The organism is Brachyspira hampsonii, assembly GCF_002214805.1.
Lineage (GTDB): Bacteria > Spirochaetota > Brachyspiria > Brachyspirales > Brachyspiraceae > Brachyspira > Brachyspira hampsonii.
Genome location: NZ_CP019914.1, coordinates 2518996 through 2534295, shown reverse-complemented (window position 1 = coordinate 2534295; position 15300 = coordinate 2518996). Strand labels below are relative to the sequence as shown.

Here is a 15300-nt window from a genome sequence, read left to right as displayed (position 1 = left end):
TATTTTGTTATTAGACATGTTGCAATTTTGTATTTTTATACAGTTAATATTAAAAATATATTATAAATTTTATTTACAGTAATTTAATATCTATTGTTTTTTGTTTTAAATGTAATATGATTTTATCAAAATAAGATATAAAAATGCAGTCTTTTTGCTTCTTTGTGCCAACAAAAGAAGTGGGGTTTGGGGCAAAGCCCCAATTATTAAAATTATAAATATTATTTTTAATATATTGTATAATAATATAACTATATGTATGTACAAAATTGCAACAGGTCTATTATATTATTTGTAATTATAATTTAGATTATATTTAATGTTTATTTAGAAAAAGAACATTTCCCAAGTTTTTTTCATTTGTGAACTTTAACAGCACGCGGTGAGCGTAATTCTGATTTATAGTAAAATTATCTAATTGCCGACTAGCTTTGTTTTTATAAAAAGTTAAACGCGTGGTTAAATATTTTTTAAATTTAGAATTTTTCTCATTCCCCGCCCTTTAAGATTTATAATTTTACTTTGTAATAATCATTTCATTAATCCTTATTAGCTTTGTTAAGAGAAAGGACACCCACCCAAGCGTTTTTTTAATTTGGGAGCTTTTAAAAGCACGCGGCGGAAAGAATTTAAATTTATAGTAAATGTTTAATTATTAACTAGCTTTGTTTATAGAGCAGATTCAACGCGTGGTAAAATAAGTTTATAGATAAAAAACCTGCCCCAATAAAACTATTAAGACAGGCTTTTATTATTATGATTGATTTAATTTATAGCTGATTCCAAGTTCCGCCTGTGCTTCCAAGATTTAAAATTAATTTGAAACCGTCTGTAGCTGCATAGCTTACAGCATCATCAAGCATATATCCATTATTTATATTCACTTTAATTGTAAATGTTGCTTGCTTCTCTGTATCTTTTTTTCCTTCAGTAGTAAAGAAAAAACCAGTTGGTTTAGTTTGCAATGTAATAGCACTTTCAGCACTACTAACATACACACTTCCAGAAGAACTTGTAGCTGTAGCTGTAAATCCTGATGTTTTATTTAGTGTAAACCCATATAAACTAAATGCCCATGTAGGTGTTTCACTTACAACTAGATTTCCTTTTCCTGCACTGCCATTATCTACATTTTGCATTGCTGTTTCTATATCTGTTTGTTTTATTATATCTATATTAGCAACATATAATTTACCATCATCTGCAACTGTTTTATTGTCTGATGTTCTTGTGAATAAGAATGTGAATATATATTCAGATACTTGTCCAGCTGTTGCTTTTCTTACTTTTTCTATTCCTGATGCAGATAATTTTATTCCTATCTCATTTGCTGTTTCTGATACTGTAGAAGTTGTTAATTCAAAATCTGAAGGTTCTAATGATACTCCTAATGATACAACTGTAACTTTACTTATCTCAACTTTAGTCTCTTGTCCTGGATAACATGTAATTTTTCCTTCTTTTATTAAAGAAGTATTTTCTGATGAAGTTCCTATTGTTTTCTCTTCCCTTCTTCCATAAGAGTCAATATTAACAGAAAATTCTCCTTGATCTGGATTTGTAGGGCCTCCGCAGCTTACGGCAAAAATTACTGCTGTGAGGCATAAAATAATTTTGATAACCGCTTTTTTCATTTTGGTTGCTCCTTAAATATTTTTTATTTATAACAATTAAAAATTTTTTATCTTTAATAAGTTATCAAAGATATAAAATGTATTTTGAATAGAAATTAAAAAGGTATTAATTAGACTTTTTGATTTGATGATTTTTTTATTTATGCAATGCGAAAATAAATATAATTTAAAATTATATTGTGTATAGACTTTTTTTATATTTATGATACTATTAATAAATAGGTATGCTGTTGCTGTTGCTGTTGCTGTTGCTGTTGCTGTTGCTGTTGCTGTTGCTGTTGCTGTTGCTGTTGCTGTTGCTGTTGCTGTTGCTGTTGCTGTTGCTGTTGCTGTTGCTGTTGCTGTTGCTGTTGCTGTTGCTGTTGCTGTTGCTGTTGCATAGTAATTATTCCACCATCCAAATTACCTAATTATATATTAAATTAATAAATAAAATTGTCAATATTTATTAAATAATATTTGTATTTTTTTACAATAAAAGCTAATAAAACTATTGTTTTTTATTTAAAACATAATAATATCAAATACATATAATTTTTCTTATGTTATTTTTACTTTTTTCCGATAAACTATTATAGTAGTATTTTTTAAGGTAATTAGATATGAAATATAGAATATTCTTACTTTTATTTATAATTATTAGCTGTTCTAATATATTTGCTCAAAATGCCAACTTCTTAGACACAATTATGTTAGATCAAATAGAGAGAGTTTATCCAAATGATAATGTAGTTTCTCCTTCAAGCTACACAATAAGCATGAATTTTGATTTAAACAGATATAGATTAAATGAACCTATAACTATGGAAATAAAAATATATGCTAAAAAGGGAACTATAAGTTTTACAAACTCAGTTAATCCGTTTAATAATTATAGCTTTACTGTTTATGATAATTATAACAACCCTGTAGTATCATCAGATAATTATACACTTTGGAAATATAAAAATGAAAGAACATTAGATAATTCTCAAGATAGAATAGTAACTCTTAATGAAGGAGAAAGTTTTTCATATTATATAGATTTAAATAATTGGTTCCATTTCGATAAAATAGGAAGATACAGAATAGAATGCAGTTTCAATCCTATGCCTGAAATAAGTGATAATTTTTCTATGCATGCAGATACTGCTTACTTTTTATTGGAAGCTGCTAGAGTATATCAAACACAAACAAACAATGCACCTGTTTATATTACAAATAACAACAATAATCTATCACAAAATCAGGGTGTTTTATACAATTATGCTCCGTCAAGCATTATATCTAACACTTTATTTGCTATGAAAAATAGAGACTGGACTAATTATTACAACTATATGCATATGCCTTCTATAATAAGCATAAGCCAAAGATATTATGAAACATATAGAAATAATTACAGCAATGCATATTTAGAGGATTTTACCGATACAGGAATTCGTCAGAAAGCAAGAGAATTAAGTTTTGAAAATTACCTAAGAACTCAATTCTCAGACAGTATAAGTGCTGATATGCTAAGAACTAATTTTGGAAATAATTTCTTAAATAATTTGGAAATGGCTTATAAATCAAGCAATATAAGAGAACTTGCTATAAGATTTGATATTCTCTATAGAACTTCATTACCGGAAGATAGAAAAATGCTTTTTGAAGAATTCAAAAAATATTTAACTTCAGCTTATGACAGACAGGTAAGAAATGCATTTATAGCAGAACTTCAAAGAGATGTAATTGCTACTAAAGATGCTAAGTTAAAAGAACATTACACTGCCGTACTTGATATGATTAGAAAAGAATATGATCCTGCAGTAACTTATACACTTTTAAATTACACAATAGATAAAACAACTATTACTCAGGAATATGGTTTACAAAAAGCTGAAGTAGAAACTACTCTTTATCATAGATATTTTAATGCTGATACAGGAGATATTTATGATCCTGTTGTAAAAAGAACTTTTGTTTTGAGAAGAATGGGAGATTATTGGTATATAGTTAATTATTATGATACAGTTGTAAATAATTAAAAAACACCAATTATATTATAAGAATGATAAAAAGTGAGAAAATTATAATTATTTATATTTTCTCACTTTTTTATAAAAAATATTGAATATGAAATTAATTATTTAAATTACTTTAAAGTGAGTTCATATAGAAATATTTTTAATTGAATTTATTATTTATCCCTAAATTAAAAAACTCCATAAAGAAAAATGAACAATACCATCAATTTTTAAAAAATTATATTATATAGTATTGCAAAAAGTAAGAGTTTATAATATAATATATACTTACTAATATTTTACTTTTAATGGGAGAAGCAAAAATGAAAAAAGGTATACATCCACAATATTTTGAAACAGATGTAAACTGTGCCTGCGGTGCCAATTTCAAAATTCATTCCGTACAAAAAAGTTTACACGTAGATATTTGTCATAACTGCCACCCTTTCTTTACAGGAAAACAAAAAATTCTTGATACTGCTGGAAGAGTTGATAAATTTAAAAAACGTTATGGTTTAAAAAAATAATGTCTAAAGTAAATTATATAAAAAATAATTAGTTTAAGCTATTTTACCGCTTAGACTAATTACTTTTTATTAATAACATATATTATCTTTCTAACAAAATAAAAAATAATCTCAATCTAAATAATCATTAAATATTAGGATTAATAATGAAATTCATTATAGAAAATAAAGTATTTGAAACTTTAAATGATATATGTGTTGCTGTAATAATTGCTAAAGGAATTGATAATAAAAATAAAATAAATGATATATCAGCTATGCTTAAAGAAAGTATTTCAAATGCTGAAAAAGAATTTGAAAATATAAAGATAAAAGAAAGTGAATATATACAATGTTATAGAAATGCTTTTCAAAAACTAAATATTAATCCTAATAAATTTATGTGTTCTATAGAAGCATTACTTACAAGAATATCAAAGAAGAAAGGAATGCCGGAAATAAATTCTGTAGTAGACTTAGTTAATGCGGTTTCTATTAAATATAAACTTCCTATGGGAGCACATGATTTAGATTCTATGAATAATAAAGATTTTTATATTAGATATTCCGTAAGCGATGATACATTCCTTCCATTTGGAGAAACCGAAACAGAAAAAGTTGATAATAATGAATTGGTGTATGCTGTTTCTAATGATGTGAGAACTAGAAGGTGGATATGGAGACAAAGCGAACATGGAAAAATTACTGAAAACTCTTCAAATATAATATTTCCTATAGATGCTTTTATTGGGACAAATGATGATAAAGCTATAAAAGCTAGAGATGAACTTGCTGAGTTATTAATAAAATTTTTTAACTGCGATATAAAAACAGGAATTATAGATTCCAAAAATAATTATATAGAATTTTAACTTTATTCTAATCCCCGCCCTTTTTAATTTATTGTTTTAATTAAAAATATAAATTTAAATTAGCTTTATTGCCTGCACTCTAAAAGCACACCCGCCCAAGTTTTTATTAAATTTAGAATTTTAATTAATCGTTTCTTATCTTTATATTGAATCTATTTCTAAAACTAGAATAAACAGAAGGTATTATTATAAGAGTAAACATAGTAGAAAATATAAGCCCTCCGCAAACAGCTATAGCTAAAGGTCTGTACATTTCGCTTCCGCTTCCTATTTCAAAAATCATGGGTAATAATCCTAATATAGTAGTTAATGATGTCATAAGCACCGGTCTTAACCTTCTTCTGCATGACTCCAATGCCGCATTATTCCAACTTATATTTCTCTCTATTACAACCCTATTCATATAGTCTATTAAAACTATTCCATTGTTAACAACTATTCCTACAAGCATTATAATACCTATTCCGCTGTAAACATTTAAAGTATTTCCTGAAAAGTACAAAAATATTAAAGCCCCGAATAATGCAAATGGAACTGCCAAAGATATAACAAAAGGAGTAAGATAAGATTCAAACTGACCTGCTATTATGGCATATACAAATACCAAAGCCATTATCATAGAAATGATTAGCTGAACAAAAGCCTCCTGCATATCCTCATAATCGCCTGAAAAATTTATTGAAAATCCGCTTGGTATATATATTTTATTAAGCTCTTTCCTGATATCTGTAATAATTTCATTTATTGGTCTTCCATAAGCACTTGCATTTATCTCTATTATTCTTTTATCATTTTTCCTGTTAATCTCTATAGGACCTGTAGATTTATGTATGTCTACAAGCGATGATATTGGTACTATACCATTTGAAGTAGGAATCATCATTTTTTGAATGCTTGAAATATCATCTCTGTTTCTATCTTCCAAACGAACTATTATATCTGTATCAACATATATAGAATTATCTAAAGTCATCTTGCTTGCAGTTGTACCGCTGAATGAAGTTCTTATAATATTGGCAATCGTATTAATATTGATACCCATTTTAGATACTAAATCCCTGTCTATATCAAAAATAAGTTCATGATTAGAGTCATCTTCTTTTATTAAAACACTTCTAATACCATCAACATTATTTACAGCGGCTATAACATTACTTGCTACATCATATCCCCTGTCAAGATCATCTCCTACAAGCTCTATAATAATGGCACTGTAATTTTTAGGTTTTCCCATAGCAGTATTTTCAGAATTAAGCTCTATTCGTCCAGGATATCCATTAACTTTATTTCTTATACTCTCTATATAATGACTAATATCAAATTTTCTTCCATATTCTCTATCTATCAATTTTACTCTAACTTCCCCATGATGCTCATTTCTCCCTGTTCTCACTCTGGTTTCATAGTATGCCATATTATTGCTAACAGCACTTTCTATATCTTTTTCCATTCTTTCAATAAACATATCTGTAAACTCTACTCTAGACCCTACAGGAAGTCTCAATCTTGATATAATAGTACCCTCATCTGATACGGGATATCCTTCTTTACCTATATTCATTAATAATAAAAACAATGATAAACTTAATAAAAGAGATATTAAAGCAAATGATTTCTTTTTATTCTTTATCACTATTAAAAGAATGCTTACATAAAACTTTTCTATCTTATTATGAAGATTTTTATTAAAGAAAGTTTCTAATTTCATCAATAATAAATTTAATTTACTATCAGGATTTAGTTTATTTAATCTTGATGCTAAAAGCGGTACTATAGTTAAAGCCACAAAAAGAGAAGTTAATAATGATATAGAAACGGTAATACATAAATCGCTAAACATCTGCCCCATCTGTCCTTTGACAAACAAAAATGGAAGAAATACACATACGCTTGTTAAAGTAGAAGCTGTTATTGCAATAGACACTTCACTAGTTCCTAGTATAGATGATTTTATATTATTTATTTTTATCATTCTTTTATCATTTTTATTAATATTGTATTTAGAAAAATAATTACTGTAATAAAAAATATTTTCAAGAACTACTATAGAATTATCAACCATCATTCCAACACCAAGCACTAAACCGGAAAGAGATATTACATTAATGGTAATATTGAAAAAATACATCAATATAAAAGTAGTTATTACAGATACAGGTATTGAGATACTTATTATAAATACGCTTCTTATATCCCATAAATATATCATAAGAACTAATACGGCAAATAAAGCTCCCTGCCACACAGTATTCAAAACATTATGAATAGAACTATTTATTGTATCGGAACTATTAAAAAGTATCTTATAATAAACTCCTGAAGGAAGCATAATATCATTAAGCCTTTTTTCTACATCTCTTGCTATTTGTATAATGTTGCCGCCTGACTCTTTAGTTACTGCAATAGTTAAAGCTTTTTGTCCGTTAATACGAACAATCTCAGAATCATCTTCATAATCCTCATGAACATAAGCTATATCCCTTACCCTTACAGGATAGGTACCATTCTTTAGTACAATGACAACATCTTCAATATCTCCTACTTCTTTAAACTCTCCTGTAGTTCTTATATTATATTTATAAATGCCCTCATAAGTTTCACCGCCTGCAACATTCTGATTTTCTAAAGAAAGTGTTGATACTATATCATTAATATTTATAGAATAGGCATTAATTCTATTTACATCTATATCTACAGAAATAATCTTTTTTAATCCGCCTCTTATTTCTGTTTGTGCTACTCCTTCAACTTGCTCCAATCTCGTGAGTATTTGGCTATCAACTAAATCATAGAGAGATGCCAAATTATCCGTACCAAAAAAAGCTATATTCATTATTGGTTCTGCATCTGTTGAAAATTTAGATATATTTGGATTATCCGCATCATCAGGCAAAGAAGACCTAATCATATCAATGGCTTCTCTTATATCATCGGCTGCCGTCTGCAAATCTGTTCCCCAATTAAATTCTATTTCAACATTAGATTCTGATTCTTTAGATTTTGATTTAATGGTCTTTACATTATTAACAGATGATACCGCATTTTCAACTAATCTTGTAACAGACTTTTCCACCTCTTCCGCTCCGGCATTATCATAAGTTGTTTTTATGCTGATAATCGGAACTTCCATATTGGGAAGATAATTTATACTTAGTCTTGATATACTAATAAATCCAATTATGAACATGGATACTAATGTAACAAATACTGTTGTAGGTCTATTTACTATGAAAGTAATAAATTTTTTCATTTTTTTACAAATTTATATCATAAAAATACTACGGAAATATGATATTAAATTCTAAAAAATATTCAATAGTTTTTATTATAAATTTTATAACTTTTAAACTAATAATATTTTAATTCGATATCATTGATATAATTGCATAACAAAACAAATATTTCTTAATATATAAGTATCAGACTAATAAAATAGTCATATATACACTCTTACAAAATAAACTGCTATAAATATACAGCAAAATAACAAATTATTCTTTTTTATTATTTTTATCTTTATTGTACAAAATCTTTACTAAAAATACTAATGCAATAATTATTAATATTTTTATTATTATGCTAAGAATTCCGTTAATACCAAAAGGTCCTCCAAACATCATAGGAAAATCAAAATAATGTCTGGCATGCGGAGGCGGAGGAGCCATATGAAACATTCTATCAAATGCTGGGGAGCATGAACTCAATAAAAAAAGCGATATTATAGAAGAAAATGCAAAAATAATTTTTTTTAACATAGTGATACCCTAGTTTTTATTTATTTTATTAGACGAAAAAATATGATAAAAGTTCCCTATAATATTTATTTTTTAAAAAATTTATATTATTATAATTAATATAAACAAATAGGAAATAATTATGGAAATATTAGATTTAGAAAGAGCAGAATGCGAATTAAACAAAGCATACAAATCAAACCCTACTCCTTGGGCTGAACACTCAAGGTACACTGCTAAAGCTGCAAGAATAATAGCCTCACACTACAATAAAAACTCTTCAAACAAAAAACTAGATGAAGATAATGCATACATATTCGGGCTTCTTCATGACATAGGAAGGTACACAGGAATAAGTGCGGAGAGGCATTTAATAGATGGTTACAAATACTGCATTAAATACGGCTGGGATAAATTGGCTCAAATATGCATAAGTCATGCCTTCATGATAAAGGACATAAACACAGCAATAGGAAAATTCGATATGCCTGAAGATGATTACAACTTTATGAAAGAGTTCATCAGTAATGCTGTATATGATGATTATGATTTACTTATTCAGCTATGCGATAGTCTTGCCTTACCTACAGGTTTTTGTATTTTAGAAAAAAGGTTTATAGATGTAGCTTTAAGATATGGTACATTTCATCAAAGTGCTTTAAGATGGAAGAAGGTATTTGAAATAAAATCATATTTTGAAAGCACAATAGGAACTTCTATTTACAATTTACTTCCTAACATAAAAGAGAGTATTATTTAAGCATTCGCATATACACTTTATTTGTTATGGGTAGACACTCCAAGTACTCACCTAGCCTTCTAAGTATTTGTCCATACTATATATATAACATATTTCCTCACGGCAACGCTCACCTTTACGGATAGTACAATGTATTCGACCTAGGAAATTACCTGACGAAGTCCTAAGTAGGAGTAAGGGTATGCGGTTGAGTATTCGCCATACGGCATTCCGCACGGTATCGCTTACCCTTACAAAATGCCCCCGCGACCGAACAGAGTGAGGAAGTACACGAGACGAAGCCCGCCTGTGGTAAGGGTATGCAGCTGATTACACGAAATCAAACAAAAATAAAATATTTGTAAAAACATAATCCATATGTTAGAATTAATAAAAAAATAAGGACTTAAAATGCCTGTTATATCAAGATTTTATGGTATCATCATCAAAATGTACTTTCAGCAAAAAGAACATAATCCTCCGCACTTTCATGCTATATATGGAGAATATGTTGGAGTTATCGATATAAATGAATTAAAAATGATAGAAGGCGATTTACCTAATAAAGCATGTTCTCTTGTATTAGAATGGGCTAAAAATAATCAAGATGAACTACTAAATATTTGGAATACACAAAACTTTAAACAATTAGAACCTTTGGAGTAATTATGATTTTCCACAAAATAAAAAATGTTAAAGCTATGGACAATCTAATCTTAAAAATAATCTTTGAAAATGAAGAAGTAAGATATTACGATGTGAAAAAACTAATCTCTGAGCATAAAGAGTTTGAAATTTTAAATGACATCAGTTTATTTAATCTTGTAAAAGTGGATGCTGGCGGATACGGTATTTCTTGGAATGATGATTTGGATATATCATGTAATACTTTATACTACGCCTACGAGATTATATAATACACTCCTAGCTTCACCCTACGGACACTACTTGCCACCTACGGTCGGCACCTTCCCACCTACGAGCTGTAGCACCTTCCCACAGTATTCGCCTATACCCTTACTTCGTTGCAGGTACACTTCGTGCGGGCATTCCGCACGGTATCACTTACCATTACAGACAGTCAACTGTACGTGACCGAAGGAAGTACCAGAAGGGTATGCGGTTTATTATCCAATATTAAACAACTAATAATCTGTATTATTATAGAATTCTATTCTTTCTTTTAATTCACATATTCTAATTAATAAATATTCATCTTTTGTTTCTATATTATCTATAAATGGTTTCAAATTATTTATCATATCCCTTACTTTACGGGCATTATAGTCATAAATTTTATATTGCTCAAAAGAATTTCTTATCGTAATATCTGAATATAAAAACTCCAATAATATTCTCACTGAAAATACATCTATAGGAATAAGTTGTAAATTTTGTGGAATAAATAATAAATATAATATTTTAGAATTCAAATAAAAATCTGATACAAAATAATCTTTATTATGGCATTTAAAATTTTCTAATACTTCATTAAATTCATTTGGTATTTCTTTTATTTTTTCAGTGTATAAGTAATCTAACAATTCTTTTTCATATTCTTCTAAATTGTAATTACTATCACATTCTTTTATATTAATTTTTACTTCAAAAGCTGGATAAAAAAAGAAATTATTATTCTCATATCCAATTTTTGAATAGTAAATAGTTTTAATATTTGTAATACTCCAATGATACTTTAAAGTATCTTTCAAAATATTAAAACTATCTTTTTTTATATCATCAAAAAGATTAGCGTAACTAATATAAACAATTTTATATATATTCCAACAAGATTTTATACTAAAATTATATTTATCATTTTTCATTTCTTTAAATATTATATTTATATTTTCTTTTATTATGTCATAACTTTCATAACCTTGACTAACTATATTATAAGCTTTCAAGACATTTTTATTCAAATATATTTTATCTTTATAAATTAAATGTATTTGCTCAAAATCTAATAAACCACATTTTAAATATCTGTAAAAATAAAATATAGAATTATTATATGTTAAATTTAATTCTCTTATTTTTGAATATATATCTGTAAAATTTTCTGTAATTTTGGACTTATCCTCATTTGTTTTTTGAGAAAATTCTTCACTATTTACTAAATCAAAATTTGATAAAATATTTGTATTAATATTCTTATCATATGATATTAATACAAAAGAAAAATTTTTTAATATTTCTAAAAATAATTCTTCATTATTGTTTAATTTATATTCTTCTTTCTCTATAAATCTATTTATTTCATTTAAGAAATATTTTGACATATCAAAGAATTTTTTAAAAGTCCTTATATTATAACATTCCATTTCCATAAATATATTAATAATATTAGGTATGCATTGCTCATAAAAAAAATGATTACTAATATAATAATTTTCTATGTCTTTATCATATATTAAATTTTTTATTATATATGTTTCTAAAAATAATTTAAAATTATTTTTATCTATACTATGTAATTTTATAGTATGTCTTATGATTTTTTCTTTTATTTTATTATACTCTTCATTATTAATTAATACTTCTTCATTACAAATAAATAACACTTTTACATTATTCGATATAAAATTATCATAAATAGAATATAATAAATCTTCTATATTTATTTTTTTTGATATTCTTTCAACATCATCTATGATTAAAAATACATTTTTTAATTTATCTATATTCTTATTTATTTCTTTAAGAATATTTAATATATTTTTTCCTATATCTTTTCCTATCGGTATTGTATCAACCAATATACCACTAACATTGTTTAATATAGTTTTTGTAGTATTAAGACTTATATCATTAGAATTAAATTTTTTTATTAAACTTGATAAATATATATCATCTACTATTTCCAATATATTTTCCTTTCCAGATATAGAAATATAAAGTTTTTTATATTTATATAATTTTAATAGATTTTTTACAAAATAAGTTTTTCCACACCCCCATTCACCTGTAAGCATTATCCCATAATCTGTATTTTTTTCAGCTAAATAATTTTTTATTGTATTTTTTATATTTTTAAAATATTTATCTATATTTTCCATTCACTCCCCCTCAATGATCCTCACTTCATCATCGCTCAAATTATACAACTTGTAGACTAAAGAATCAATCTGCTTGACAACGGCATTAATCTGCCTGTTAAGCATAGTAATGGCGTTAGGATTTTTCTCGGAAGCTAATTTTTTGTTTAAAGCAATGATACTATCAACTAAAGCAACCATCTTGTCATGCATTTCCTTGTCCTGTTTGTTGTTTAAATCCAAATTAGGAAACTTAAAAGGAGATATAAATTCAGGAGTTAATCTATAGGCATTACCCCTCAAAGCGGTACTAGTATTTGATACAAAAAACCAAAATATCTTTGAATTTAAAATAGTGTAAAAATACATTTCGTTAATATTATTAATTTTTTCATTAAATATTATGCTATGTATACTTGGACCATGATAAAAACAACCTTCAAAATCATAACTAATTCTTAAACTTACCAACATATCTGGTATCATAATCTTTTTTCTTTCATAATAGTTAATACTTCTTAAAGCCGAATATTTATAATAATCATTATCATTCATTTTGATTTTTCTAGTTAACAAAACTGATTTATATTTATTTAGATATCTATATGTTAACGGATATTTTATTTTTAATTCTTTAATATCTATTAATGACATATTATCATCATCTTTATTTTTTACATATGGTAATAATAAATATTTAGCTGCTTTTAAATCCTGATATCTTCTTATAGATTCCCCATAAAGAAAAGGAACTAATAAATCTTTTTCTAATTCTTCTTTTTCTTCTGAAATATTAGATTTAACTATATAAGTATTTTGATTTTCTTCTAAAATATCAAACAAATAAATATTATCATTACCTGTAGAAGAACCTTTAAATATTTTATATGTTATTTCTGAAAACAATAATTCTTGATTATAAATCTTATTTAAAATACATTGAACATCTAAATTATTAAAATTCCAAGAATTATTATTGAAAATAGAGTAATCAAATTTATCATACTCTATATTAGATAAATTTGTATAATCATCATTTAAACTAAATTGTTTATATAAAATATTATTTTTTTCTTTCTTAGATAAAAAGAGTAAACAAGTATATGTTGTAGCATTGCTAAAAACTTGATTTGTAGTAAAATTTACTATAGTATCAATGGCATTATTATTATATAAATATTTTCTTATTTTTTCTCCACTTTCTGATTGAAAAAACTTATGGGGTAAAATATATCCTAATTTACATAGAAAAAGCTTTATAAAAGAAAATAATATATAAATCATAATTTCCTTTTACATAATCTGTATAAATATTATTATAATAATTAACAGTTTCTTTATTAGTATCTGAAAGTGTTTGCATTCTTACATACGGCGGGTTGCCTATCACCACATCGAAACCGCCCGCTTTAAAAACGCTTTTAAACTCATCCTCCCCTACGAGCTGTAGCACCTTCCCGCACAGTATCGCTTACCCTTACCAAACGCACCCTGTAAGTGCGGCTGATTACCCAACATCAAAAAAGAAAATAACCAAAAAAACACACAACTCAAAAACAAAATTTCATGACTTTTTTAATGATATATTTTTTTCTTCAAAATATAGTGCTATCGCATCTTTGATTTCTTTCAAGGCTTCTTCTTCTGTTGCACCAAAAGCACTAATAGAGTCTAATTCTTCAGATAAAGCTATATAACCCTCATCTTCTTCACTATAAAAAATTTTTATACTATAGTTCATAATTACTCCTCCAAACCATATTTTTTAACAAGAGATAAAAACTGCTTAATTTGATAAGGTTTTACCTCACCATTAACATTTTGTATATTAATTAGCTCACTAACCCCTATTTTGGAATATATTTTATGGCTTCCTCTTTGCCTTTTGCACACAAAACCAAAAGATTCAACAATATTACAAAAATAAGAATATTTAATATTTTTATTATTATTTGTAAGTTTATTAATAATTTCTTTTTTATTCATATTTTAATTATAAAGTTATTCAATATAAAATCAACTACTCGCCTAGCTACGCACTCCCTACGGTCGGGGGCTTCCCGCAGTATTCGCCATATGGGCATTCCGCACGGTATCGCTTACCCTTACAGATAGTGCAATGTACGTGCGGCTGAGTATTCGCCATACGGGCATTCCGCACGGTATCGCTTACCATTACGGATAGTACAATGTACGCGACCGAAGGAAGTACCTTTAGGTATGCGGCTGACTACTCGCCGTAGGGGCTTCCCGCACCGTATATCTTAATATTAAGGACAGTAAAATGTAGGTGCGGCTGATTACCCAACATCAAAAAAAAGAAAATAACTAAAAAGCCAACCCAAACTCAAAAACTAACCCAGAAATAATATGTAAACTTTTCTTTACAATCTATTGCACCCGCCCGCCCACCCTATATAGTTAAACAAACATTTTTAAGAAAATAAGCCTAAAAAACTAACTTTTTTAGAAAAAATACGAAAAAGATTGTACTTTTTTCCTATGAAAAAAGTACCAAAAAACTATTTCTTTTGTGGCACAAAAGAAGCAAAAAGCATTTACATACTGTAGGATAACCCAAACATTCTGGTAGCATACCAAAAACGCTAACGCGAATTTTTATTAAATATTGAACGCAGGCTAAAGCCTTTTACTCTGAAATAATGACCTACTTAAATATACGGCTGATTACCTACTACTCGCCGTAGGGGCTTCCCACACCGTATATCTTAATATTAAGGACAGTAAAATGTACGTGCGGCTGATTACCCAACATCAAACAAAAAATA

General features: G+C 27.0%; 15 protein-coding genes. 7 read left to right on the top strand and 8 right to left on the bottom strand.

Annotated elements, in window-relative coordinates; genetic code table 11:
• Positions 1-770: 770 nt before the first annotated feature.
• The gene (locus BHAMNSH16_RS11140) at positions 771-1634 is read right to left on the bottom strand and encodes a hypothetical protein (protein ID WP_008730105.1); all 864 of its coding nucleotides are present in this window, start codon (positions 1632-1634) and stop codon (positions 771-773) included.
• A gap of 202 nt (positions 1635-1836) precedes the next feature.
• Between BHAMNSH16_RS11140 and BHAMNSH16_RS14345 the strand changes: the two genes are divergently transcribed.
• From BHAMNSH16_RS14345 to BHAMNSH16_RS11120, 4 genes are all read left to right on the top strand, one after another.
• Positions 1837-2016: a hypothetical protein gene (locus BHAMNSH16_RS14345; RefSeq protein ID WP_164071382.1), complete on the top strand. Its 180-nt coding sequence runs from the start codon at positions 1837-1839 to the stop codon at positions 2014-2016.
• Positions 2017-2236: 220 nt separating this feature from the next.
• Positions 2237-3643, top strand: a complete 1407-nt coding sequence (locus tag BHAMNSH16_RS11130; RefSeq protein WP_069731969.1) for a hypothetical protein — start codon at positions 2237-2239, stop codon at positions 3641-3643.
• Between the two features lie 302 nt (positions 3644-3945).
• Positions 3946-4149 carry a 50S ribosomal protein L31 gene (gene rpmE / locus BHAMNSH16_RS11125; RefSeq protein ID WP_008724038.1) on the top strand — a complete coding sequence of 68 codons (204 nt, stop codon included), beginning with the start codon at positions 3946-3948 and terminating at the stop codon, positions 4147-4149.
• Positions 4150-4295: 146 nt separating this feature from the next.
• Positions 4296-5000 (top strand): B3/B4 domain-containing protein, encoded by a 705-nt coding sequence (locus BHAMNSH16_RS11120; protein WP_008730088.1) that lies wholly within the window; start codon positions 4296-4298, stop codon positions 4998-5000.
• A 124-nt stretch (positions 5001-5124) separates the two neighbouring features.
• On the opposite strand, the gene BHAMNSH16_RS11115 is transcribed toward BHAMNSH16_RS11120, so the two are convergent.
• Positions 5125-8250: an efflux RND transporter permease subunit gene (locus tag BHAMNSH16_RS11115; RefSeq protein WP_008730085.1), complete on the bottom strand. Its 3126-nt coding sequence runs from the start codon at positions 8248-8250 to the stop codon at positions 5125-5127.
• Positions 8251-8491: 241 nt separating this feature from the next.
• Positions 8492-8755 carry a hypothetical protein gene (locus BHAMNSH16_RS11110; protein WP_069731970.1) on the bottom strand — a complete coding sequence of 88 codons (264 nt, stop codon included), beginning with the start codon at positions 8753-8755 and terminating at the stop codon, positions 8492-8494.
• 121 nt (positions 8756-8876) lie between these two features.
• Between BHAMNSH16_RS11110 and BHAMNSH16_RS11105 the strand changes: the two genes are divergently transcribed.
• From BHAMNSH16_RS11105 to BHAMNSH16_RS11095, 3 genes are all read left to right on the top strand, one after another.
• Positions 8877-9494 carry an HD domain-containing protein gene (locus BHAMNSH16_RS11105; RefSeq protein ID WP_008730081.1) on the top strand — a complete coding sequence of 206 codons (618 nt, stop codon included), beginning with the start codon at positions 8877-8879 and terminating at the stop codon, positions 9492-9494.
• 390 nt (positions 9495-9884) lie between these two features.
• Complete coding sequence (locus BHAMNSH16_RS11100; protein WP_008722843.1) at positions 9885-10139, top strand: DUF4160 domain-containing protein; 255 nt, start codon at positions 9885-9887, stop codon at positions 10137-10139.
• Positions 10140-10141: 2 nt separating this feature from the next.
• Positions 10142-10390 (top strand): DUF2442 domain-containing protein, encoded by a 249-nt coding sequence (locus BHAMNSH16_RS11095; RefSeq protein ID WP_008730080.1) that lies wholly within the window; start codon positions 10142-10144, stop codon positions 10388-10390.
• A 228-nt stretch (positions 10391-10618) separates the two neighbouring features.
• Here the strand turns inward: BHAMNSH16_RS11095 and BHAMNSH16_RS11090 are convergent, their stop codons facing one another.
• From BHAMNSH16_RS11090 to BHAMNSH16_RS11070, 5 genes are all read right to left on the bottom strand, one after another.
• Positions 10619-12532: a P-loop NTPase fold protein gene (locus BHAMNSH16_RS11090; RefSeq protein WP_088859753.1), complete on the bottom strand. Its 1914-nt coding sequence runs from the start codon at positions 12530-12532 to the stop codon at positions 10619-10621.
• Entirely contained in the window at positions 12533-13795 is a 1263-nt protein-coding gene (locus BHAMNSH16_RS14750; protein WP_069731939.1) for a TaqI-like C-terminal specificity domain-containing protein, read from the bottom strand.
• The gene (locus BHAMNSH16_RS14745) at positions 13752-13904 is read right to left on the bottom strand and encodes an Eco57I restriction-modification methylase domain-containing protein (RefSeq protein WP_123809073.1); all 153 of its coding nucleotides are present in this window, start codon (positions 13902-13904) and stop codon (positions 13752-13754) included. Before BHAMNSH16_RS14745 ends, BHAMNSH16_RS14750 begins: the two co-directional genes overlap by 44 nt.
• A gap of 171 nt (positions 13905-14075) precedes the next feature.
• A complete protein-coding gene (locus BHAMNSH16_RS11075; RefSeq protein WP_008728037.1) occupies positions 14076-14252 on the bottom strand; it encodes a type II toxin-antitoxin system HicB family antitoxin in 177 nt (58 codons plus the stop codon).
• Positions 14253-14254: 2 nt separating this feature from the next.
• Positions 14255-14497, bottom strand: a complete 243-nt coding sequence (locus BHAMNSH16_RS11070) for a type II toxin-antitoxin system HicA family toxin (RefSeq protein ID WP_008728036.1) — start codon at positions 14495-14497, stop codon at positions 14255-14257.
• Positions 14498-15300: the final 803 nt, after the last annotated feature.

Excerpts from the sequence above, each read along its gene's own strand:
- BHAMNSH16_RS11140 (WP_008730105.1), bottom strand. The coding sequence starts at position 1,634 with ATGAAAAAAGCGGTTATCAAAATTATTTTATGCCTCACAGCAGTAATT.
- BHAMNSH16_RS14345 (WP_164071382.1), top strand. The coding sequence starts at position 1,837 with ATGATACTATTAATAAATAGGTATGCTGTTGCTGTTGCTGTTGCTGTT.
- BHAMNSH16_RS11130 (WP_069731969.1), top strand. The coding sequence starts at position 2,237 with ATGAAATATAGAATATTCTTACTTTTATTTATAATTATTAGCTGTTCT.
- rpmE (WP_008724038.1), top strand. The coding sequence starts at position 3,946 with ATGAAAAAAGGTATACATCCACAATATTTTGAAACAGATGTAAACTGT.
- BHAMNSH16_RS11120 (WP_008730088.1), top strand. The coding sequence starts at position 4,296 with ATGAAATTCATTATAGAAAATAAAGTATTTGAAACTTTAAATGATATA.
- BHAMNSH16_RS11115 (WP_008730085.1), bottom strand. The coding sequence starts at position 8,250 with ATGAAAAAATTTATTACTTTCATAGTAAATAGACCTACAACAGTATTT.
- BHAMNSH16_RS11110 (WP_069731970.1), bottom strand. The coding sequence starts at position 8,755 with ATGTTAAAAAAAATTATTTTTGCATTTTCTTCTATAATATCGCTTTTT.
- BHAMNSH16_RS11105 (WP_008730081.1), top strand. The coding sequence starts at position 8,877 with ATGGAAATATTAGATTTAGAAAGAGCAGAATGCGAATTAAACAAAGCA.
- BHAMNSH16_RS11100 (WP_008722843.1), top strand. The coding sequence starts at position 9,885 with ATGCCTGTTATATCAAGATTTTATGGTATCATCATCAAAATGTACTTT.
- BHAMNSH16_RS11095 (WP_008730080.1), top strand. The coding sequence starts at position 10,142 with ATGATTTTCCACAAAATAAAAAATGTTAAAGCTATGGACAATCTAATC.
- BHAMNSH16_RS11090 (WP_088859753.1), bottom strand. The coding sequence starts at position 12,532 with ATGGAAAATATAGATAAATATTTTAAAAATATAAAAAATACAATAAAA.
- BHAMNSH16_RS14750 (WP_069731939.1), bottom strand. The coding sequence starts at position 13,795 with ATGATTTATATATTATTTTCTTTTATAAAGCTTTTTCTATGTAAATTA.
- BHAMNSH16_RS11075 (WP_008728037.1), bottom strand. The coding sequence starts at position 14,252 with ATGAACTATAGTATAAAAATTTTTTATAGTGAAGAAGATGAGGGTTAT.
- BHAMNSH16_RS11070 (WP_008728036.1), bottom strand. The coding sequence starts at position 14,497 with ATGAATAAAAAAGAAATTATTAATAAACTTACAAATAATAATAAAAAT.